This window comes from Caulobacter sp. (assembly GCF_035254145.1).
Classification (GTDB): Bacteria; Pseudomonadota; Alphaproteobacteria; order Caulobacterales; family Caulobacteraceae; genus Caulobacter.
Window position 1 is genome coordinate 1 of sequence record NZ_DATFAV010000006.1, and the last position, 21,222, is coordinate 21,222.

Sequence of the window (21,222 nt, forward strand, 5' to 3'; positions counted from 1 at the left end):
TTCCGGGCGAGTTGGGCGTCGCCGCGCTCGGCCGTCGACTTACCGCAAGCCAGGCGAGCGATGTACAGCGGACCTAAATCCGCCCCGGCCAGCTCCGCCGAGAACGCCTCGGCTCCGGCCGGCTTGAAATCCATGGCCTCGACATGGGCGGCGAACAGTCCCGCCCAGCCCCCGGGCGAGGATCGGCCCGTCAGATCGTTCGTGCTGAAGACGTTCATGCGCGCCTCCCCCTAGACCGGGAGTGTGCCCTCCCTGGGTCATTTCCTATATGATATAGGAAATATGGAAAGCCTTATTTTTCGCCCCAGCCAATTCGACCGCGAAAAGCTGTGAGACGGACATACGGCGGCAGGCGCGGAGATCCCTCCCCGCGCCCGCGTTTTCAAAAGACATGAATTTACCGGACCTTGCGGCCGCGCTCAGATAGCCCTACGCACCAGCGAACGGGACAACACGGGCGTATGAGCGCTGGATGTGTTCGCGCATGGCGGCTTCGGCCGCGTCCGGGTCGCGCGAGGTCAGCGCCTGAATCAGCGCCGCATGTTCATTGACAGCTTCGGTCGTAACCTCGCTGTGGAAGCGCAGGCGGAAGATGTGCAGATGCGAGTGCAGCCGCGCCAGCGTCTCGCGAATGATCGGATTTCCACAACCCGCCGCGACCAGGTCGTGAAGCTCGGAATCCTGGTCGGCGAATCGGTCGTAGGACTGGCGCGATTCGCCAGGCGTCATGGCCTCGGCCAAGGCGACCAGCTCGGCCATGGCCGTGTCATCCATCCGCTCGGCCGCGTGGCGGGCGGCGAACGGCTCGATCAGCAGGCGAGCTTCGTAAAGCTGGTCCAATTGACGGCGATTGAGCTGTGGCGCGCTGCAATAGCCGACGAAGTGGCGCTTGGTGACCAGGCCAATCGCCTCGAGCATGCTGAGCGCCTCGCGGATCGGCGTCTGCGACACGCCCAGCTTGCGCGCCAGGTGATCGATCGAGATTCGCGTGTCGGGCGGAATGGCCAGCGACATGATGTCGGCCCGGATGACCTCGAAGACCTCTTCGACGAAACCCTGTGAGCGTTTGATCCGGCGATCCGCGCCGTTTTGATCGGAAGAATCGTTGCGGGGGCCTTCGACGTGAGGCGCTTCGACGCCGTGACCTTGCCCGGCGGTGGATCGGCGAGCCACTCGGGCCTCCTGGTTAGAACGCCGCGCCCGGCCGAAATACGGCCATCGCGTCGCTCGATATCTCCGCTGGCGATATCATGCCAGCAACGTCCTCGCGAGAGAACAGGTGGCGATTTTAGGCTGACCTAGCGCGCCGCGCCTTGCCTCCAGCGGCGCGATTACTTTCGCGAGACACCCTCGCCAAGCGCTGGGAGCCATTCAGGGGCTATCGGCGGTGCAAGTCACCCTGCCTCTATGAGCAAGCCCCTCGTTCAGGCCAGACCTAGTCATGGCCCTGCATCGACAAGAGGAAAGCGCACGGAATGGACGTGGGGGGACAGAGGCTCATCAGCATGGTGAACGTGGGCGCGCTCACGTTCGGTCCCGGAGCCCTGGCGCGGTGCGCCTACGACCTCATCGCCCGGCGATCGCGATCAGTCTTTATCGTCACGACGGAGCCGACGCTGTTCCTGTGCGCCCCGCTGGTCGAGGCGCTGGGGGCGGCCGGCGTAGAGACGACGCTCTGGAGCGATCTCCTCGGCGAACCGACTCTGAAGGAATTCGACGCCGCCCTGATGGCGGCGCGGGCTTGCGAGGCCGACGCGGTCGTTGGTCTGGGCGGCGGCAGCGCCATGGACGTCGCCAAGCTGGTCGCGGCGCTGTTCGATGGCCGCCAGGGTGTCATGGAGGTGCTCGGGACCGATCTCGTCGCGGCCCGTCCCCTATGGCTGGCTTGCATCCCGACCACGGCCGGCACCGGCAGCGAGGTGACTCCGATCGCCATTCTCGGCGATGAGGACGAGGATCTGAAGAAGGGCGTCGTCAGCCCGTATCTGGTGCCCGACGCGGCCTATCTGGATCCCGCCCTGACCGTGACCATGCCGCCCTCGGTGACCGCGGCGACGGGACTGGACGCCCTGACCCATTGCATCGAGGCCTACGCCAACCGCTTCGCCCATCCTCTGGTCGACGTTTACGCCCTGGGCGGGATCCGGCTGATCGCCGAAAACATCGAGCGCGCTTGTACGCATGGCGACGACCTGGACGCGCGCTTGGCGATGATGATCGCCAGCTACTACGGCGGGCTGTGCCTGGGCCCGGTCAACACCGCGGCGGTGCACGCCCTGGCCTATCCGCTCGGCGGCGAGTTCCATATCGCCCACGGCGTGGCCAACGCCCTACTGCTGCCCCACGTGCTGCGCTTCAACATCGAGGCGTCGTCGGAACGCTACGCCGCGATCGCGCGGGCGCTGGGCGCGGACTGCACTGGCGACCACGCCACCGACGCCCTGGCCGGCGTGGAGCGCGTGATCGCGCTGGCCAACGCCTGTGGGATCAAGCGCCGTCTGTCGGACTTCGGTATCGCCCGCGATGCGATCCCCCGCATGGCGACGGCGGCGATGAAGGTCACGCGTCTGCTGGACCGCAATCCCCGCCCCCTGACCGAGGCCGACGCCCAGGCGATCTACGAAGCGGCCTGGTAGGCGGCGGCCGCCCGCGCGCCGTTGCGGACATTTCGCCACCGGCCTAACTCTGCCGCATGACCATCCGACCGATCCCGCTGGTCCGTCGTGCTCGCCCGTCCGATGCAGCCGCGTTGCGGGATATCCTCCACGACACGTACGCGCGCACCTGGCTCCCCCAGGTCACGCCAGACGCCGCGCGCGCCTTTCTCGAGGAGGACCGACCAGCCGCCTACGTCGCCGAACGGGGCGAGGCGTTCTGGGTCGCCGAATGGGATGGCCAGGTCGCTGGCTTCGTCGATTGGGACGCGGACTTCGTGAAGGCGCTGCACGTGCGTTCTTCCCGCGCTCGGCTGGGGATCGGCGCGCGCCTGATGGACAAGGCCGAAGCCGAGATCGCCGCCGCCGGCTACCTCGCCGCGCGCCTGGAAACCGACACCTTCAACATCGTCTCGCAAGCTTTCTACGCGGCCCGCGGTTACCGCGAGAGCGATCGCTATCCCGACAGAGAATGGGACAGCGGTCTGACGACGCTCTTGCTGGTCAAGACCCTCGGCTAGGCGCTCCCTCAAGGTCGCCCAGAAAAAATCCCGATGCATGAGCCGGCCGGACCGGATCACGCATCGGGATCAAGGAGAAGCTCGGCGCCGCTCGAGGAGGAGAAGGACGGCGCCGTCTTCGTTCGGACGCCGCCTACCAGGCGGCCCGAATGCCTAGTCGGAAAGCCCGTCCGACGGTGTCGTATTGCAGCGGGTTGCCAAACAGGCGCAGCTCGGGCGGCTGGGCCTTGTCGAACAGGTTCGTCACCCCGCCGTAGAGTTCGGTCTTGCTGCTGCCAAACAGCGACGGCAGCTGGGCCGAGCCGGAAAGGTCCATGTAGAACCGGGCGCTGACCTTGTTGATGCTGACGCTGGTCGGCAGGTTGATGTTGTAGCCGGCCTGATCGGGCCCGATCTTGGTCGGATCGAGGATGCTCTTGGGGATGTAGCGCATGTGCGCCGCGAGCATCCAGCTGGGCCGGGTGTAGGCCACCAGGCCGTCGATCTTGTATTTCGGCACGCCCGCGATGCCGGCCAGCGAGCCGGCGTTGCCGGTCACCCCGTTCATTCGGGTGACCAGGCCGGTGCCGCCAATCGACTTCAGATCCTTCACGTAGTTGGCGTTGAGTTGGAAGCTGACCGCGCCGTCCCAGACATCCGGGATCGTGTAGTCGGACTGGAACTCGTAGCCCTCGGCGTGAACCTGCGCGACGTTCTGGAAGTTCGACAGCACCGACACCACCGGACTGGCCTTGGCCGCGCCGCTGAACGTGATCAGGTTGCACAGCAGGTTCTTGGTGGCGCAGGCCGACAGGATGTTCGGGGCCGACACCGAGTCGATCGCGTTCCTGACGGTGATGTCGTACCAGTCGACCGAGGCGTGGAAGCCCGGCAGGAAGTTCGGCTTCAGCACGATCCCGGCGGTGTTGGTCTTGGCCGATTCCAGTTCCAGCTTGGGGTTGCCGCCGGCCAGGGCGCCGATCAGGTGATTGCTGCCGCTGAAGGGATCGTTCAAGGGCAGGAAGGTCTGCACGGTGTTGGGGTTCGACTCCGCGGCCGTGGGCGCGCGGATGTCGGCCGAACGCGTCACGCGGACCAGGATCTGGTCATTGGGCTGATACTCGACACCCACCTTCCAGGGCTGGGCGTTGCCGAAGCCGCTATAGTGAGTGTAGCGGCCGGTAAGGTCGAGCGACAGCGACTTGGCCAGCGGCAGGTCGCCCAGTAGCGGGATATTCGCCTCGACATAGCCTTCCGTCACCTTCTGGGTGACTTGTGGCAGGGCCGTGACCTGCGGCGCGGCGAACTGGCCGGCCTTGGTCAGCGGATCGACCTGGCCGGAAACGCTGTCGTGGCGGAACTCACCGCCGACAGCGGCCTGGACGGCGCCGGCCGGAAGGTTGAACAGCGTGCCGCGGAAGTTCACCATCAGGTCGTGCTGCTTGATGGTCCGCGTCTGCCACTCGTCCTTGAAGTACTTGTTCAGCACCGCCGGGGTGATGTTCGAGCCCAGCAGATCGACCGGCAGGCAGCCGTCGTTCGGATTGGCCACAGACGAGGCGCAGATCACTGGCGCGCCCGTGGGCGTCGTGTAGATCGTGCCCGCATAACCGGCCGGCGGAGTGATCGCGTTGGTCGCCTGCGTGTCGAACGACGCCAAACGGGTGTTCTTCACATCCGTGCGGCTGTCGGTCTGGCCGTACTCATAGCTGGCGTCCCAACGCCAGTCCTTGAAGAGCTCGCCCTTCAGGCCGGTCACGAAGCGGTAGATGTTGTTGGTGCTGGAGGCCACCACCGTATCGCCACCCTGCGCCACCGCCACGTTGACGTTGATCGCCGTGATGTTGGGATTGGCCGCCAGGATCTGCGCCCGCACCGCCGGGGTGATGAAGGGGTTGTTGATGTCCAGGCCCGCCGAACCGCCAGCCGGCGCCTGCAGCAGCACCGAGGTGCGCACCGGACCGCCTTCGGTGCGGCTGTAGATGAACTCGCCGAAGGCCTGGGTCTTGGGCGTCAGGTCGTAGTCGACGTGGACGACGCCCGAGCCGTGCGATGTCGGCGTCACCAGCGGCGGGTTGCCCCAGCCCCAGTTGTTGCTGGCGGCCGCGTCGCCTCCCTGCATGAACGTGCCGCTGAGATAGTTGCCGAACTGGAACGGGACCAGGGCCGTGCCGGCGGCGTTGAACTGCAGGCCGCGCAAGGCCGCGGGCAGCGCCGTCGCGCCGGTATGGTTGACCTGCTGGCCTAGCGTGGTCTTGACGCCGTTCACGGTCTGGACGGCGCTGAGCAGCACGCCGGTCGGGGTGTAGACGAAGTTGACATTGTCCAAGACCAGCGTGGCCGGGAGCCCGTTCGTGCTGACCCCTCCGATGTAGCCCGGGTTGGGAACGAAGTTCGTCAGCTTGGCGCACCAGCTGCGCTCGAAGCAGTTGCCCACGCCCTTGTCGTCCCGGTATTCGAACCCGGCGATGATGTGGCCGCGGTCGCTGGCGAAGCCGCGTCCGCCGGCCACCGACAGGAAGTAGTTCTTGGCGTCGCCCCGGTCGCTGACGCCGGCGCTGGCGTCGATCTTCAAGCCGTTGAGCTTGGTGTCGAGGATCAGGTTGACCACCCCGGCGACGGCGTCCGCTCCGTAGGCGGCCGAGGCGCCGCCGGTGACGACTTCCGACCGCTTGACCAGCGCGTTTGGAATGCTGTTCAGGTCAACGCCGCCGGAGTCGACGCTAGGCACGAACCGCCGGCCGTCCACCAGCACCAGGGTGCGACTGGTGCCCAGCCCCCGCAGGTCGGGCGTGTTGCCGCCGATGGCGCCGTTGACGCGAAACAGGATCGTCGAGGCCGAGGTCGTGGCGCGGAACGATGGGATCTGGTTTAGCGCTGTGGCCACATCCGGTATGGCAAGCTGCTGCATGCGCTCGGCGCCGACCACATTGACTGGGGTGGGCGAATTATAGGTGGTGCGCACTCGCGAGCCGGTGACCACGACCTCCTCGACCGCGACCGAGTCCGATTGGACCGGCGCGGCCTGAGCCGAGGCGGCCGTCGCCGCCGCAAGGGCGATCAACGACGTCGAGACAAAACTGGCGACTTTGAACAACGTCCCCTCCCTTTATGATTATGTGACGGAAGGGATGGGCAAGATCGCTCTATGGCGCTTGCTTCCAGCGGAACGACGTTTTTCCGCTTCGCCTCGCAAAGGCTCTTTGCTCGTCGAGACAAGTATTTATGCCGACCAGGTCAAACGCGATAGTTTGTCCGCCAACGGAATATCAATCCAACGAACCTTGGCTCGCGGACTGAGAGGAGGGTCGCCAGCCTTGATCAGCCAACGTCAGATCGGCAAATTTCCATAGGCCCCTCCCCGCTCGGTCCACTTGCGCGAAGTCAATGCGCTATGGTTGGCTCTGATCGCCAATCATTCCTGACTCCCAAAAGGACAAGTGGACATGGCGCCTCCAAGGCATTTCATCGACACCCAGGATTTCGCTCGCGAAGAGCTCTTGCGAATTCTGGATCTGATCGGACTGCTGAAGGAGGCCGACAAGGACGGCGCCTGCCCCAAGCTGCTGGCTGGCGCGTCGCTGGGCATGATCTTCGAGGAGCCCTCCACCCGCACGCGCGTCTCGTTCGAAGTGGCCATGACCAAGCTCGGCGGGCATGCGCTCTATCTCAAGCCCGGTGAGATCCACCTTGGCCAGCGCGAGAACATCCGCGACACCGCCCAGGTGATCAGCCGCATGGTCGACGTGATCGAGGCCCGTACGCTCAAGCATCAGACCGTGCTCGATCTGGCCGCCAACGCCACCGTGCCGGTGATCAACGGCCTGACTGACTACAACCACCCCACCCAGGTGGTGTGCGACGTCTTCACGATGCTGGAGCATCGGCAAGCCGGAAAGCCGGTCGGCGAGCTGAACGTGACCTTCATTGGCGACGCCACCAATGTCTGCTCGTCGTTGATGATGATCTGCACCCAGATGGGCATGCGCTTCACTCACGCCGCCCCCGCGCGCTATCAGGCGCCCGCCGCGTGGCGACAGATCGCCGAGGCGAACGCGGCGGCCTCCGGCGGCTCGTTGACGGTGACCGAAGATGTCGAGGCGGCGGTTCGGAACGCGGACTTCGTCTACACCGATCTTTGGTGGTGGATCGGCCAGGAGGCCGAAATCCCTGAGCGCCGCCAAGCCTTCATGCCCGTCTACCAGATCAATGAGGCTCTGCTGGCCAAGGCCCCCGCGCACGCCCGCTTCATGCACTGCCTGCCCGCCTCGCGCGGCGTCGAAGTGACCGACGCGGTCATGGATGGCCCCCAGTCGATCATCTACGACCAGTCCGAGAACCGTCTCCACACGGAGAAGGCGCTGCTGGTCCATTTCGTCCACCCACGCCTGAAGACCGCTTCGACCGAGCTCGCCGCCTATCATCGCGGGCGAGTGGAAGACTTCCTCAGCCGCTGAACACAGGAGCTCCAATGGCCGCCCCAGAGACTCCCACCGCCGCCCGCCCGCCCAGATTCCGCAAGGTTCTGCATGGCCTGGACATGGCGCTGTTCACGGTCTGCGCGATCCTGATCGTCGATCAGCTCGCGGCGTCCGCGGCGATTGGCGTTCAGTCCATCTTCTGGTGGGTGCTGACCCTCGTCCTGTTCTTCATTCCTTACGGCCTGATCACGGCCGAGCTGGGTAGCGCCTATCCGCAGGAGGGCGGCATCTACGCCTGGGTCCGCCGCGCCTTTGGCCCGCGCTGGGCCGGTCGCACGGCCTGGCTCTGGTGGGTCAATGTCGCGTTCTGGATGCCGTCGGTCTACATCCTGTTCGCCGGGGTGTTGGCCGAACTGGTCGCCCCCGACATGTCCCTTTGGACCAAGATCCTGATCACCCTGGGCCTGACGTGGCTGACGGTGGGGATCAACATCGTGGCGCTGGATGTCGGCAAGTGGGTCCCCAACATCGGCGCGGTCTTCAAGGCCGTGATCATGCTGGCGATCGGCTTCGGCGGGATCGCCTACGCGCTGCGGCACGGGGTGGCCAACGCCTTCACGTTGGAGACCTTGCGGCCAAGCTGGGGCGCCAGCCTCGCCTTCCTGCCGGTGATCCTCTACAATTTCCTAGGCTTCGAGCTGATGTCCGGCGCCGGCGAGGAAATGGAGAATCCCGCTCGTGACGTGCCTTGGGCGATCATGCGCTCCGGCGCCCTGATCGCCTTCTTCTACGTCTTCGCCACGGTCGGCATGCTGCTGGCCCTTCCCGTCAAGGATGTCGGGCTGATCGAGGGGCTGACCGACACCTTCCGGCGGCTGTTCGGCGACGCGCCGGCGAGTCAGGCGATCGTCGCGGTGCTGGGGGCCATGGCGCTCTACACCTTCCTGGCCAACATGGTGACCTGGACCATGGGCGCGAACCGCTCGGCCGCCGAAGCCGCGAACCGGGGCGATCTGCCGGCCATCTTCGCCAGGCTGCATCCCAAGTATCGAACGCCCGCCAGCGCCGCCGTCCTCTGTGGGACCATCGCCACCGCCGTCCTGTTCCTGTACGGCCTGCTGGCCAAGAGCGCCGAGGACTTCTTCTGGACCACCTTCGCCTTCTCGTCCGTGGTGTTCCTACTGCCCTATCTCCTGCTTTTCCTGTCCTTCCTGCGGCTTCGGAAGATCGACGCCGGTCTCCCCCGCCCCTATCGCGTTCCGGGCGGCCAGTTCGTGGCGACGGCGCTGAGCGTGCTGTGCATGGCCTTCATCCTGCAGGCGATCGTCTTCTTCATCTACAAGCCCGATGCGTTCGACCCGACCTACGTCCTGGCGGTGGTCGGCGGCGTGGTGGCGACGGTGATCGTCGGCGAAGTTCTCGTCCGGGTCACGGTCGGCAAGAAGGACCGCGCCGATGTCTAGAATCCTCTCCACGACCCCGCGCGCCGACGGCTTCCGTATGCCCGCCGAGTGGGAGCCTCATATCGGCTGCTGGATGCTCTGGCCCGAGCGCTCGGATAACTGGCGCAACGGCGCCAAGCCCGCCCAGCACGCGTTCGCCGCCGTCGCCGCGGCGATCGCCCAGGGCGAGCCGGTGACCGTCTGCGCCTCACCCGGGGAATATGCGGTGGCCCGCGAGATGCTGGACCCGGCGATCCGGGTCGTCGAAATGACCAACAACGACAGCTGGATGCGCGACTGCGGCCCGACCTTTCTGGTCAATGACACGGGCGATGTCCGCGGCGTCGATTGGAAGTTCAACGCCTGGGGCGGGCTGGTGGGCGGCCTCTATTTCCCCTGGGACCAGGACGACCTCGTCGGCGAAAAGGTCCTGGAGTTCGAGCGGGACGACCGCTACGCGCCGGACTTCGTCCTGGAGGGCGGCTCGATCGACGTGGATGGCCAAGGGACCGTGCTGACCACCGAGGAGTGCCTGCTCAACCCGAACCGCAACCCGGACATGGACCGCCAGACGATCGAGACCTGGCTGCGCGACTATCTGGGCGTCCAGAGCGTCCTATGGCTCGGCAAAGGCGTCTATCTCGACGAAACCGACGGCCACGTGGACAACCTTTGTCGGTTCGTCGCCCCCGGCGAAGTGGTTCTGACCTGGACCGACGACCCCGCCGACCCGCAGTACGAGATCTCCCACGACGCCCTTCGGCGGCTCGAAGGCTATCGGGACGCCCGCGGGCGCGCCTTGAAGGTGCACAAGCTGCTGCAGCCCGCCCGCCCCGTGGTCATCACCGCCGAAGAGGCCGGGGGCGTCGACAAGGTGCACGGAACCCTGCCCCGCGAGGCCGGAGACCGCATGGCCGCCTCCTACGTCAATTTCTACATCGCCAACGAGGTCATCGTGGCGCCCCGGTTCGACGATCCCAACGACGAGCCGGCCCAGGCGCTCTTGGCGACGCTGTTTCCGGGGCGCCGGATCGTCACGGTTCCCGGGCGAGAGATCCTGCTTGGCGGCGGGGGGATCCACTGCATCACCCAGCAGGAACCGCGCGGACGACGCCTGGCCACCGCCGTCTCCGGCTCGGCGGCCTAGCATGCGCTTGGTCGTGGCGCTGGGCGGCAACGCCCTGCTCAAACGCGGCGAACCGCTGTCGGCCGAGGCGCAGAGGCGCAACATGCGCGCCGTCGCGGCGACGCTGGCTCGCGCCTGCGCGCCCCATGAGACGGTGATCGTTCACGGCAACGGCCCGCAGGTGGGCCTGCTGGCCCTTGAGACGGAGGCCTACAAGCTCGCGCCGCCCACGCCGCTCGACGTGCTGGGCGCTGAATCCCAGGGCATGATCGGTTATGTCGTCGCCCAGGAGCTGCGCAACGCCGTCCCCGAACGAGACGTCGCCGTCCTGATAACGCAGGCGATCGTCGATCCGGACGACCCGGCGTTTCACGCTCCAACCAAACCCATCGGACCAGTCTATCCCCTGGCTGAGGGAGAGGCGTTGCGTGCGCGCGGATGGACCCTCGCCCCCGATGGCGAGGGCCTGCGCCGCGTGGTGGCCTCCCCGCACCCGGTCGACATTGTCGAACTCCCTGTCGTCAAGCGCCTGCTGGAGGCCGGCGTGCTGGTCGTGTGCGCCGGCGGCGGCGGCGTGCCGGTCGGACGTCTTCCGGACCTGCGCCTGGAAGGCTTGGAGGCTGTCGTTGATAAGGATCTCAGCGCCGCCCTTGTCGCCACGCGCCTCGGCGCGGAACGATTGGTGATCCTGACCGACGTCGATGGCGTCTACGCCGACTGGAATACGCCGACGGCCCGCCGGATCGGCCAGACGACACCGGCGCAGTTGCGCGGATTGCGCTTTCCGGCCGGTTCGATGGGCCCCAAGGTCGAAGCCGCCTGCCAGTTCGTCGAGAGGGGCCGGGGAACCGCCGCCATCGGCGCCCTCTCCGAGGCCGAGGCGGTGATCGCCGGACGCGCCGGCACGCAGGTTCGTCCCTAGTTCGGCTGTCGACGTCCGCCCGGCTCAGCGCAGGGCGATGTTCACGCCGCCCGCGGCCACGGCGATGTGGAATCCTCTCGTCTCGCCCCGAAGCCTGATTTCCACGCCCTTGGCGTTGCGCAGAACCGCCGTCCCGCCGCCGAGCGTCACGAAGGATCCGCTCGCGCCAGCCACCATGTAGAGGCCGGGAAAGTCCTCCAGGCGCTTCAGATTGTAGATCTTGGCCTCACCCTCGGCGCGTTCGGCCCCCGCGCCGACCAGGGTCACGCCCGTCAGCGTGAAGGGCGTGTTGCGGCCCTGGAAGGACAGCACACCTCTCCCCCAGCCATAGCCAACGCCTAGGGCGATCGAGTCTCCAGACAGGTGCGCGGTCGCCGAGGGCTGAGCGCGCGGCGCCGGGTCGGCGGTCGACATCGCTGGCAGGGAGAGTGTGATGGCGGCCACGACGGCGAGGGTGAAGGGCTTCATCATTAGGACTCCGGTTGGGCGGCCCCTGACCGCGATAATCGAAACAGTCTGTACGCCGCGACTGGGCGAGCCGATCAGGCCATGGCGCCGATCGTCTTGCGGAAACGGGCCAGGGCGATCGCGAAAAAGACGGCGCCGATCGCGGCGATGGCCACGAACTGCGGCCAGACGACGCCGAAACCCGCGCCTCGATAGAGGATGGCCTGGGCCAGCCTGACGAAATGGGTGGTCGGCGCGGCCAGCATGATGTCTCGGACAAAGGCGGGCATGCTCTCGCGCGGGGTCATCCCGCCCGACAGCATCTGCAGCGGCAGCAGGACCAGCATCAGCAACAGCCCAAACTGCGGCATGGACCGGGCGATCGTACCCATGAAGATGCCCATCGAGGTGGTGGCGAACAGATGCAGGGCCGCACCGAACAGGAACAGCGCCACAGAGCCTTCGATCGGTACGCCCAGCACGCCCTCGACCATCACGATGATCGACGCGAAGCAGGCGACGAGCACGACCAGCCCCATGGACCAGACCTTGCTGACCATAATCTCCAGCGGGGTGACTGGCATCACCAGCAGATGCTCGATCGTGCCGTGCTCACGCTCGCGGATTAGGGCGGCGCCGGTAAGGATGATCGACAGCATCGTGACGTGGTTGATCACCTCCATCACCGAACCGAACCACGACTCGGTCAGGGAGGGATTGAACCGCGCCCGGATGGCCAAGGTCACGGGCGGATCGGCGGCGCCGCGATGGCGCTGGACGAACTCCTGGACCTCGGCGGTAAGGATCTGCTGGACATAGCCCGCCCCGACGAACGCCTGGCTCATCCGCGTGGCGTCAATGTTGGTCTGCACGGTGGGCTGACGTCCGGCCAGGACGTCGCGTTGCAGATTGGGTGGGATATCGACGGCGAAGGTGTATTCGCCCGCATCCATTCCGCCGTCGACCGCGTCCTGGGTGACCAGGGCCGGCGTCGTGAAATAGGGCGGATAAAAAGCGCCGATCAGTCGATCGGAGAGCTGCGAATGATCCTCGTCGACGATCGCGATGGGCGCTCTGTGCAAGGACTCAGGGATGCTCGTCGCCGCCGTGTAGATGGAGAACGAGAACGAAAAAACGATGAGGAACAGCATCATCGGATCGCGCCAGACGCTGCGCAGTTCCTTGACGCCCAGTCTGAGGATGTTGGCCCCGCGCACCCCTAGCCCTCCTGCTTCTTGAGCAACATGACGCACGCGATCAGCAGCAATGGGAAGGTGAGCGCCAGACTCAAGAGGTCGGACTGAAGATCGGCGAACCCCAGACCCTTGGAGAACACGCCCCGGCAGATTGTGACGAAGTGGCTGGTCGGAAAGACGCGGCCGATGATCGCCCCGGCCCCTTCCAGGGACGAGACCGGATTGATCAGCCCCGAGAACTGCACCGCCGGCAGGATCGTGCCGATCGAGGTGGCGAACAGGGCGGCGATCTGGCTGCGCATGAAGATCGAGAACAGCAGGCCCATCGCCGTCGAGCAAAGGACGTAGAACAAGGCCCCCACCGTCATGGTCACGAGATCGCCAGTCAGCGGTACGCGAAAGGACGCCAGCGCCAGAACGACCAGCAGGGCGTAGTTCAACATGGCCAGCGCCACATAGGGCGCCTGCTTGCCCAGCAGGAACTCCAGCGATGTGACCGGCGTCACGTAGAAGTTGACGATCGAGCCAAGCTCCTTTTCCCGCACGACGCTCAGCGCCGTGAGAATGGCGGGGAACAGCAGCAGCAGGACCGGGATAACCGCCGGGGCGATGGCCACCAGACTCTTGACGTCGGGATTGTAGCGATAGCGGGTCTCGATGTTGATCAGTCCGCCCGACGGCCGTACGCCGAACTCGTGAACGGACATGTCGCTGAGCCATTGGGCGTGCAGCCCCTGGATATAGCCCTGCACGGTCTCGGCCCGCTGAGGCATGGCGCCGTCGACCCATGCCCCAAGAGAAACCGTCTTGCCCCGCCGCAGATCGCGCGCGAACCCCGGCGGGATCTCGATCGCCACGCTCAATTCGCCCGACCGCATCCTTCGGTCCAGGTCGCCATAGTCCGTGATCGGCGGCCGCTCCAGGAAATAGGGCGAACCGGCGATGTTGAGTGCGTAGTCCTGGCTGGTCGTCGTGCCGTCACGATCCAGCACCGCGAATGGCAGGTCCTTGACGTCCATGCTGATGCCGTAGCCCATGATGAACATCAGGATGACGCTGCCAAGCAACGCCAGGGTCGCCCGGATCGGATCGCGTCGCAGTTCAAGCGCCTCGCGCCGCGAATAGCTCATCATGCGCCGGAGGCTGAATCCGGCGCGCGCCGGCGGCGCAGCGGCCGTCTCTCGAATGAACGCCGGCCGCGGCGCTGGCGAGGCGTCGAACCCGCCCGCCGCCTTCAGGTGATCGATGAAAGCCTCTTCGAGAGTCTCGCCGCCATGCTGCTCGACGATGCGAGCGGGCGTGTCGCTGACGAGCACCCTGCCCGCATGCATCAGGGAGATACGGTCGCAGCGCGCGGCCTCGTTCATGAAGTGCGTGGAGATGAAGATCGTCACCCCGTCCTGTCGCGAGATGTCGATCATGCTCTGCCAGAACTGATCCCGGGCGATGGGATCGACGCCCGAAGTCGGCTCGTCGAGGATCAGAATCTCCGGCTTGTGGATCATGGCGACGGCGAGCGAAAGACGCTGGCGCTGGCCCAGGGGCAGCGACTCGGGCAGAGCGTCCATGATCTCGGCGAGGCCAAAGCGCCCGGCCATTTCGGTCATGCGCCCCGGGATATCCTGCGCGTCCAGTCCAAACAGCTGCGCGTGGAGCTCGAGATTCTGAGCGACGGTCAGTTCGGAATAGAGCGAAAAGCCCTGGGACATGTAGCCGACCCGTCGGCGGGTCTGGACATCGCGAGCGTCCACCAGGCGGCCGAACAGATGCGCCTCGCCAGCGGTCGCCGGCAGCAGGCCGGTCAGCATCTTCATCGTGGTCGTCTTGCCGCAGCCGTTCGACCCCAGGAACCCGAAGATTTCGCCGCGCTCGATCTGGAAATCCACGTGGTCGACGGCGGTGAACTCGCCAAACCGCATCGTCAGGCCCTTGGCCTCGATGGCGATGTCGCCTTCACCGGCGTGAGGACGCGGGGGAATGGTCACGGGGCGCGCCCCGCGCCGGCGTTCCTCCGGAAGCAGGGCGATGAAAGCCCTTTCAAGGTCGCGCGTGCCCGTGCGTTGATAGAGCGTCTCCGGCGTCCCCGTCGCCAGGACCTTCCCGGAGTCCATGGCGATCAGCCAGTCGAACCGCGCCGCCTCTTCCATGTAGGCGGTCGCGACCATCACGCTCATGCCCGGCCTGGCGGCGCGGATGCGATCGATCAGGGCCCAGAACTGCGCCCGCGACAGGGGGTCGACGCCGGTCGTCGGCTCGTCGAGCAGCAGGAAATCGGGATCGTGGATCAGGGCGCAGCACAGCCCCAGCTTTTGCTTCATGCCCCCCGACAGCTTGCCCGCCGGCCGATCGCGAAAAGGCGCAAGACCCGTGCTCTCCAGCAGGTCGGCGATCCGATGCTCGCGTTCGGCGCCGTCCTGGCCAAACAGCCGACCGAAGAACTCCAGGTTCTCGGCCACCGACAGGGTGGCGTAGAGATTCTTGCCCAGTCCCTGGGGCATATAGGCGATACGCGGGCAAACCGCCTCGCGATGGCGCCGGTCGGCCATGTCGCCGCCAAGCACCTCGACCGTCCCCGCAGGAATGACTCGCGCGCCTGCGATCAGGGCGAACAGGCTGGACTTGCCCACCCCGTCCGGCCCGATCACCGCGACCATTCGGCCGGCGGGGATCTCGAGATCGATCTGGTCCAGGGCCCGTGTTCGGCCGTAGTCGAGACTGACCCCGGCCAGCCGAGCGACCACAGGCGCCGCGCCTTGGGCCGGCAGGTCCATCATGGCGTGTTGACCGCCAGCTTCGCGGGCCAGGGCGTTTTGGGATCAATCCGCACATAGGCCATGCCGGGCAAGCCGGTCTTCACATGGCGGATATGGCGACGCAGGAGGTCTGGATCGATCCGCGCCTTGACCCGGAACATCAGCTTCTGGCGCTCGCTCTGGGTTTCCACCGTCTTGGGCGTGAACTGAGCGACATCGGCGACGAACGACACCTTGGCGGGGATGACATAGCTCGGCGCGGAGTCCAGGACGATCCGCACCTCCGCGCCCAAGCCCACCCGCCCGGCGACAACCTCGGGCAGGAAAAAGGTCATGTAGACGTCCGAAAGGTCCACGAGGTTGAGCACTCGGCCGCCGCCGGCCACCACCTCGCCCGGCTGAGCCACGCGAAACTGAACGCGTCCGTCGCGCGGCGCCTTCAATGCGCTGTCGGCGATGTCGGCGTCCAACCGGCGCAAGGCGGCGCGCACCGCGTCGACGTTGGAGCGCGCGCCGATGACCTGCGAACGCGTCGTGGCGATAGCCGCGTCGACGGCGGCCGTCTGGGCCTTGGCCGCCTCCAGCGCCGCCTGGGCGCCTTCGACACGGGCCTGGTCGTCGTCGCGCTCCTGCATGGCCGTCGCGCCCTCGCGCGCCAGGGTGTCGGACCGCGCCAGCCGCCGACGCGCCGCGTCCAGTTCGGCCTGGCGTTGCCGGGTCTGCGCGAACGCCGCGGCGCGTTCGCTCTGGCGCTGGATCACCTGGCTGTTGGCGATTTCGACGGCGTTGAGCGCCTGCTGAAGCTGAGCCTCCGCTTCGGCGCGCTGAGCCTGCAGGACGTCGACGTCCATATGGGCGACAACCTGGCCGGCCTTCACATAGGCGCCCTCGTCCACCAGGATATCGCGAACCCGACCGGGAGACTTGGCCGCCACGTCGATTTCGACCGCTTCGATCCGGCCGTTGCCGCTGACGACTCCCTCGGGAAGTTCTCGCGGCCGCAAGAGCCGCCAGCCGAAGAACGCGGCGGCGACTATCGTCGCGGCGACCGCGCCGCGCACGAGCCATTGCCTGCTGGTGGCCTTCATCGCGCCTTTTCCTTGAGGGTCTGGTTTGAAGGTGGGAGGGAGCCTTCGTCGCCAAGGCCGCCGCCGAGCGCGGCGTAGAGCGCCACGCCGCTGGCCAGGTAGCCGAGACGCAACTGAACCACCGCCTGCTCGGTCTCGAACAGATCGCGCTGGGCGTCCTGCACCTCCAGATAGGTCGATCGCCCGTTGGCGAAGCGCAGGTCGGCCAGCCGCGCGCGCTCCCTCAGAGCCGCCAGCATGTCCCGCGCATCCACAATCTGCGCCGCCAGTTGTCGCCGCTGCGCCAGCGCGTCCGAAACGTCCCGGAACGCGGCTTGAACGGTCCGTTCGTAGTCGGCGACCGCCGTGTCGCGCCGCGCCTCGCTCAAGTCGAGATTGGCCTTTCGCGCTCCGGCGTCGAAGATCGGCAGGTCCAGGGTGGGCTTGAAACTCCAGGCCCGGCTGCCGCCCTGGAAAAGCCCGTCGAGCTGCGCGCTGGCGGTTCCGCCGGCCGCAGTCAGGGTGACATTGGGAAAGAACGCCGCCCGGGCGGCGGTAATATTGGCGCTGGTCGCGCGCAGCCGATGCTCGGCGGCGATAATATCCGGACGATTGACGAGAAGGTCGGAGGGTAAGCCGGCCGGAAGCGGCTGATCGCTCTCCACCGCGGAAAGCGCCAACGCTCCGGAAGACATCGCCACGGGCTGGCCCGCCAGCACGGCCAGAGCGTGGCGGTTGATCTCCTGGTCCTGACTGAGCGCCTCGACCGCCGTGCGGGCCTGGGACAGGAGAGTCTGGGCCTGTGTCATCTCCAGCTTGGAGCCCGCGCCCACCTCGTAGCGGCGGCGCAGGATGCGCAAGGACTCCTCGCGCGAGGCGACCGTGCGTCGGGCCAGGGCGATGCGCTCCTGATACGCGCGTTCGAGCAGATAGGCGTTGGCGACCTGTGCGATCAGGCTCGTCGCGACCGCGCGACGCGCTTCGTCGGTGGCCAGATATTGCTCCAGCGCCGCCTGCCGAGATGCGCGCAGGCGCCCCCAGAAATCGACCTCCCAACTGGCGCTAAGGACGGAACGATATTCTCCGGCCGTAACGGCCCGTCCCGTGAACGACAGATCGGCGGGTGTGCGGCCGCGCGTCGAGGTGGCCACGCCATCGAGACGCGGATAGAGCGCCGCGCTCTCGATACGCAGACCGGCCCGCGCCTCGTCCAGCCGGCCGGCCGCGATGCGGACGTCGCGGTTGTTGGTCAGGGCCGTCGTGATCAGGCCCTGCAACTGCGGGTCCTGGAAGAAATCTCGCCACCCTAGCCGGCCGATCGACGCCTGATCCGTCGGCGTTCCCGGGAAAGTCGGCGGCGTCGGGAGCGCCGGCCGCACGAACGGGGATGGCGCGGCGCATCCCGACACGAGGAGCGACAAGGCGACAAGGACGGCGCCGCCTCGGTCCAGGCCGCCGACGGCGAGGCGTTTGACACTACGCATGAAGGCGCCGCGCAAAGATGCCGCGGCCTTGAGCGACGAGCCTGAACTTGGTCGCGCGGGCTCGGCCGCCGACCAAGGCAACGCCAACCATCCGTCACTCCTCGATCAATGCGAATTGGCGATCACCGATGCGCCTTCAATCTATCCATACAAGTGGCGCCTGGAAGTCGAGTTGACCTCGATCAACCGCCTTTAGCCCTTGAAGGCTGAACTTTTGGACAGGCGGCTTCGAGGGGGATCAGGCGACGCCGCCCGCGACGGCGGGCCGGCGCGCGCCGCGTAATTTTTCCGCTTCCGCTCGTTCCCCTGGCGGAGCTTCTGGCGTCCGATCCGGGCGACCGCGGCCGCCCCTCGATCTACTTCTTGGGCGGGGCCGGATGATCGTGATCACGCGGCGGCTCGGTCGCCTTCGGAGCCGGTGAAGTCATGCAATGCATGTCCTTGCCGTCCATCATCATCCTGCCCTCCATCATCTTGCCGTCGCCCGCCATGCCCCCTGGCCCGGCCGGCGCCCTGCCATCCATCATTGGACAGCCCTTCATGGCGGGCTTGGCCTCGGCGGTCGAAGCCGCAGGCGCGGCCGCCTTGGCGTCGGAGCCGACGGCGGGATGATGTTGGGCGTGAGAATCCGCCTGGACCGCGAAGGCTGGTGTCGCGATCAGGGCGAAGAAGAGCGGAAGAAACTTGAGCGGATGAGTCATCGCACAATCCTTTGCAGCGCTATGTAGCCTTGCGGGAGAATTGGACTAACACATTGATCTTAAGCAACAACCTCAGAGCCTTGCCGTGCGGAGTCGAAGCGCGTTGGCGATCACGCTGACTGACGACAGAGCCATCGCCCCCGCCGCGATCTGCGGCGAGAGCAACAGATGGAAGGCGGGATAAAGCACGCCCGCCGCGATCGGCACGCCGGCGACATTATAGACGAAGGCGAAGACGAGGTTCTGCCGGATGTTGGCCATCACCGCACGCGACAGTCGCCGCGCCTTGACGATGCCTTGCAGATCGCCCTTGAGCAAGGTGACGCCAGCGCTCTCGATGGCCACGTCCGAGCCCGCGCCCATGGCGATGCCGACTTCGGCCGCCGCCAGGGCGGGAGCGTCGTTGACGCCGTCGCCAGCCATCGCCACCGCGCGTCCCTCGGCGCGCAGTTTCTGAACGACCTTGGCCTTGTCCTCGGGCAGCACCTCGGCCTCGACCTCGTCAATGCCGAGCCGCGCGGCGACAGCCGAGGCCGTGGTGCGGTTGTCGCCGGTCATCATCACGATCCGCACGCCCTCGGCCTTGAGCGCGCGCACCGCCTCGGGCGTCGACGACTTGATCGGATCGGCGACGCCAAGCAATCCGGCCAGCCGTCCGTCGATGGTGACGAAGATCACCGTGGCGCCCTCGCGTCGCAGCGCCTCGGCGTTAGCCTCCAGCGGCGCCATGTCGATCCCCCGCTCGCCCATCAGCCGGGCGCCGCCCAGCACGATGGCCTTGCCGTCCACCGTCCCAAGAACGCCCTTGCCGACCGGCGAGTCGAAATCCTTGGCCTCCGCCAGCGAGAGGCCGCGCTCCTTGGCGGCCCGCAGGATGGCGTCGGCCAGAGGGTGTTCGCTGCCGCGTTCGAGACTGGCGGCCAGCCGCAGGAGCTCGGCCTCGTCGAAGCCCGGCGCGGGCTTGATCGCTGTGACCGCCGGCCGTCCCTCGGTCAGCGTGCCGGTCTTGTCGATGATCAGGGTGTCGATCTTCTCGAAACGTTCGAGAGCCTCGGCGTTCTTGATCAGGACGCCCGCCTGGGCGCCGCGACCGACCCCAACCATGATCGACATCGGGGTGGCAAGGCCAAGCGCGCAGGGACAGGCGATGATCAGCACGGAGACCGCCGCCACCAGGGCGTAGGCCAGGCGCGGGTCCGGGCCGACAATCGCCCAGCCTGCGAAGGCGACCACGGCCACCGCGATGACCGCCGGCACGAACCAGCCGGAGACCTGATCGGCCATCCGCTGGATCGGCGCGCGACTGCGCTGGGCGTCGGCCACCATCTGCACGATCCGCGAAAGCAGCGTATCGGCCCCCACCCTCTCGGCCCGCATCACGAATGAGCCGGTCTTGTTGATCGAACCGGCGATGACCTTGCCGCCCAGCTCCTTGGTGACCGGCATGGATTCGCCGGTGACCAGGGACTCGTCGATCGAGACCCGGCCTTCGACGAGTTCGCCATCCACCGGAACCTTCTCGCCGGGCCGCACGCGCAGACGGTCGTCCACGCCGATCTGGTCGAGGGTGACTTCCTCGTCGGTCCCGTCGTCCCGGATACGGCGCGCCGTCTTGGGCGCCAGGTTCAGCAGAGCCTTGATCGCCCCGCCCGTCCGCTCGCGCGCCCGCAGCTCCAGCACCTGCCCAAGCAACACCAGGACGACGATGACGGCCGCCGCCTCGAAATACACCGGCACGACGCCCGCGGCGTCGCGGAACGCCGGCGGAAACACGGCCGGCGCCAACACCGCGACCATGCTGTAGAGCCAGGCTACCCCGACGCCCATGGCGATCAGGGTGAACATGTTGAGGCTTCGGGTTCTCAGGGACGCCCAACCCCGTACGAAGAACGGCCAACCCGCCCAAAGCACGACGGGCGTCGCCAGGGCCAACTGGACCCAGTTGGACACCTGACGGCTCAGCAGCATCATCAGACCGGTGAGGTGTCCGCCCATCTCAAGAGCGAATACGGGGGCCGCGAGCGCCAGGCCCACCCAGAACCGCCGGGTCATGTCGGTGAGTTCGTGGCTAGGCCCCGCCTCCACCGTCGCCGTGACAGGCTCAAGCGCCATGCCGCAGATCGGGCAGGAGCCCGGCCCGACCTGACGGATCTGCGGATGCATCGGACAGGTGTAGATCGCCCCCTCGGGCGCCGTGGCCGGCTTTGAGTCCTTTGCAAGGTACTTCGCCGGCTCGGCGACGAACTTGTCGCGGCAGCTGGAGGAGCAGAAGTGGAAAGCTCGCCCCTCGTGGGTCGCGTGATGCTGGGTCGTGTGAGGATCGACCTTCATGCCGCATACCAGATCGGTAACCGTCTCCGCATCGTCCGGGGCGGTCCCGGCATGTAGCCCATGCCCGTGTTGGGGAGCGGCGTGTTCGGGGTGATCGTGGTTTGGCATGGCGGCCTCCTGAGCTCGATATATACCCCCATAGGGCATCTTGGCAATTACCCCTTGGGGGTATATGTTG

17 protein-coding genes are annotated in these 21,222 nt (G+C 66.7%); 7 read left to right on the forward strand and 10 right to left on the reverse strand.

The genetic code is table 11. The annotated features are described in order from the left end of the window. Together VJ655_RS00230 and VJ655_RS00235 are read right to left on the reverse strand one after the other, a co-directional pair. Positions 1-218 (reverse strand): hypothetical protein (locus VJ655_RS00230; RefSeq protein ID WP_324097372.1); only part of this gene is annotated, 218 nt, incomplete at its 3' end. Between the two features lie 211 nt (positions 219-429). Next, positions 430-1,173 (reverse strand): GntR family transcriptional regulator, encoded by a 744-nt coding sequence (locus VJ655_RS00235; protein WP_324097373.1) that lies wholly within the window; start codon positions 1,171-1,173, stop codon positions 430-432. Positions 1,174-1,505: 332 nt separating this feature from the next. Here VJ655_RS00235 and VJ655_RS00240 point away from each other — a divergent pair, with 332 nt between their 5' ends. Both VJ655_RS00240 and VJ655_RS00245 read left to right on the forward strand, forming a co-directional pair. Continuing rightward, positions 1,506-2,636, forward strand: coding sequence for an iron-containing alcohol dehydrogenase (locus tag VJ655_RS00240; RefSeq protein WP_324097374.1), 1,131 nt, complete (start codon positions 1,506-1,508; stop codon positions 2,634-2,636). Positions 2,637-2,692: 56 nt separating this feature from the next. After that, a complete protein-coding gene (locus VJ655_RS00245) occupies positions 2,693-3,175 on the forward strand; it encodes a GNAT family N-acetyltransferase (RefSeq protein ID WP_324097375.1) in 483 nt (160 codons plus the stop codon). A gap of 133 nt (positions 3,176-3,308) precedes the next feature. Here the strand turns inward: VJ655_RS00245 and VJ655_RS00250 are convergent, their stop codons facing one another. Beyond that, entirely contained in the window at positions 3,309-6,251 is a 2,943-nt protein-coding gene (locus tag VJ655_RS00250; RefSeq protein ID WP_324097376.1) for a TonB-dependent receptor plug domain-containing protein, read from the reverse strand. 349 nt (positions 6,252-6,600) lie between these two features. Here VJ655_RS00250 and ptcA point away from each other — a divergent pair, with 349 nt between their 5' ends. The 4 genes from ptcA to VJ655_RS00270 are packed head-to-tail and all read left to right on the forward strand — an operon-like array spanning position 6,601 to position 11,065. Continuing rightward, positions 6,601-7,611, forward strand: a complete 1,011-nt coding sequence (ptcA, locus tag VJ655_RS00255; RefSeq protein WP_324097377.1) for a putrescine carbamoyltransferase — start codon at positions 6,601-6,603, stop codon at positions 7,609-7,611. A gap of 14 nt (positions 7,612-7,625) precedes the next feature. Next, entirely contained in the window at positions 7,626-9,038 is a 1,413-nt protein-coding gene (locus VJ655_RS00260) for an APC family permease (RefSeq protein WP_324097378.1), read from the forward strand. Continuing rightward, a complete protein-coding gene (aguA, locus tag VJ655_RS00265) occupies positions 9,031-10,164 on the forward strand; it encodes an agmatine deiminase (protein ID WP_324097379.1) in 1,134 nt (377 codons plus the stop codon). Before VJ655_RS00260 ends, aguA begins: the two co-directional genes overlap by 8 nt. A gap of 1 nt (position 10,165) precedes the next feature. Beyond that, positions 10,166-11,065, forward strand: coding sequence for a carbamate kinase (locus VJ655_RS00270; protein WP_324097380.1), 900 nt, complete (start codon positions 10,166-10,168; stop codon positions 11,063-11,065). 24 nt (positions 11,066-11,089) lie between these two features. On the opposite strand, the gene VJ655_RS00275 is transcribed toward VJ655_RS00270, so the two are convergent. From VJ655_RS00275 to VJ655_RS00295, 5 genes are all read right to left on the reverse strand, one after another. Further along, positions 11,090-11,533 carry a hypothetical protein gene (locus VJ655_RS00275; protein WP_324097381.1) on the reverse strand — a complete coding sequence of 148 codons (444 nt, stop codon included), beginning with the start codon at positions 11,531-11,533 and terminating at the stop codon, positions 11,090-11,092. A gap of 74 nt (positions 11,534-11,607) precedes the next feature. Continuing rightward, complete coding sequence (locus tag VJ655_RS00280; protein WP_324097382.1) at positions 11,608-12,729, reverse strand: ABC transporter permease; 1,122 nt, start codon at positions 12,727-12,729, stop codon at positions 11,608-11,610. A 2-nt stretch (positions 12,730-12,731) separates the two neighbouring features. Beyond that, positions 12,732-15,482, reverse strand: a complete 2,751-nt coding sequence (gene rbbA, locus VJ655_RS00285) for a ribosome-associated ATPase/putative transporter RbbA (protein ID WP_324097383.1) — start codon at positions 15,480-15,482, stop codon at positions 12,732-12,734. Next, entirely contained in the window at positions 15,479-16,549 is a 1,071-nt protein-coding gene (locus tag VJ655_RS00290; protein WP_324097384.1) for an HlyD family secretion protein, read from the reverse strand. Before VJ655_RS00290 ends, rbbA begins: the two co-directional genes overlap by 4 nt. Beyond that, the gene (locus tag VJ655_RS00295) at positions 16,546-18,012 is read right to left on the reverse strand and encodes an efflux transporter outer membrane subunit (protein ID WP_324097385.1); all 1,467 of its coding nucleotides are present in this window, start codon (positions 18,010-18,012) and stop codon (positions 16,546-16,548) included. Before VJ655_RS00295 ends, VJ655_RS00290 begins: the two co-directional genes overlap by 4 nt. Between VJ655_RS00295 and VJ655_RS00300 the strand changes: the two genes are divergently transcribed. Next, positions 18,011-18,208 carry a hypothetical protein gene (locus tag VJ655_RS00300; protein ID WP_324097386.1) on the forward strand — a complete coding sequence of 66 codons (198 nt, stop codon included), beginning with the start codon at positions 18,011-18,013 and terminating at the stop codon, positions 18,206-18,208. The genes VJ655_RS00295 and VJ655_RS00300 overlap by 2 nt on opposite strands. Positions 18,209-18,368: 160 nt before the next feature. Here the strand turns inward: VJ655_RS00300 and VJ655_RS00305 are convergent, their stop codons facing one another. Both VJ655_RS00305 and VJ655_RS00310 read right to left on the reverse strand, forming a co-directional pair. Then, complete coding sequence (locus VJ655_RS00305; RefSeq protein ID WP_324097387.1) at positions 18,369-18,713, reverse strand: hypothetical protein; 345 nt, start codon at positions 18,711-18,713, stop codon at positions 18,369-18,371. A gap of 72 nt (positions 18,714-18,785) precedes the next feature. Further along, positions 18,786-21,152 (reverse strand): heavy metal translocating P-type ATPase, encoded by a 2,367-nt coding sequence (locus tag VJ655_RS00310; RefSeq protein WP_324097388.1) that lies wholly within the window; start codon positions 21,150-21,152, stop codon positions 18,786-18,788. Positions 21,153-21,222 lie beyond the last annotated feature (70 nt).

Excerpts from the sequence above, each read along its gene's own strand:
- aguA (WP_324097379.1), top strand. The coding sequence starts at position 9,031 with ATGTCTAGAATCCTCTCCACGACCCCGCGCGCCGACGGCTTCCGTATG.
- VJ655_RS00270 (WP_324097380.1), top strand. The coding sequence starts at position 10,166 with ATGCGCTTGGTCGTGGCGCTGGGCGGCAACGCCCTGCTCAAACGCGGC.
- VJ655_RS00305 (WP_324097387.1), bottom strand. The coding sequence starts at position 18,713 with ATGACTCATCCGCTCAAGTTTCTTCCGCTCTTCTTCGCCCTGATCGCG.
- ptcA (WP_324097377.1), top strand. The coding sequence starts at position 6,601 with ATGGCGCCTCCAAGGCATTTCATCGACACCCAGGATTTCGCTCGCGAA.
- VJ655_RS00310 (WP_324097388.1), bottom strand. The coding sequence starts at position 21,152 with ATGCCAAACCACGATCACCCCGAACACGCCGCTCCCCAACACGGGCAT.
- VJ655_RS00300 (WP_324097386.1), top strand. The coding sequence starts at position 18,011 with ATGAAGGCGCCGCGCAAAGATGCCGCGGCCTTGAGCGACGAGCCTGAA.
- VJ655_RS00275 (WP_324097381.1), bottom strand. The coding sequence starts at position 11,533 with ATGAAGCCCTTCACCCTCGCCGTCGTGGCCGCCATCACACTCTCCCTG.
- VJ655_RS00240 (WP_324097374.1), top strand. The coding sequence starts at position 1,506 with ATGGTGAACGTGGGCGCGCTCACGTTCGGTCCCGGAGCCCTGGCGCGG.
- VJ655_RS00290 (WP_324097384.1), bottom strand. The coding sequence starts at position 16,549 with ATGAAGGCCACCAGCAGGCAATGGCTCGTGCGCGGCGCGGTCGCCGCG.
- VJ655_RS00260 (WP_324097378.1), top strand. The coding sequence starts at position 7,626 with ATGGCCGCCCCAGAGACTCCCACCGCCGCCCGCCCGCCCAGATTCCGC.
- rbbA (WP_324097383.1), bottom strand. The coding sequence starts at position 15,482 with ATGATGGACCTGCCGGCCCAAGGCGCGGCGCCTGTGGTCGCTCGGCTG.
- VJ655_RS00295 (WP_324097385.1), bottom strand. The coding sequence starts at position 18,012 with ATGCGTAGTGTCAAACGCCTCGCCGTCGGCGGCCTGGACCGAGGCGGC.
- VJ655_RS00245 (WP_324097375.1), top strand. The coding sequence starts at position 2,693 with ATGACCATCCGACCGATCCCGCTGGTCCGTCGTGCTCGCCCGTCCGAT.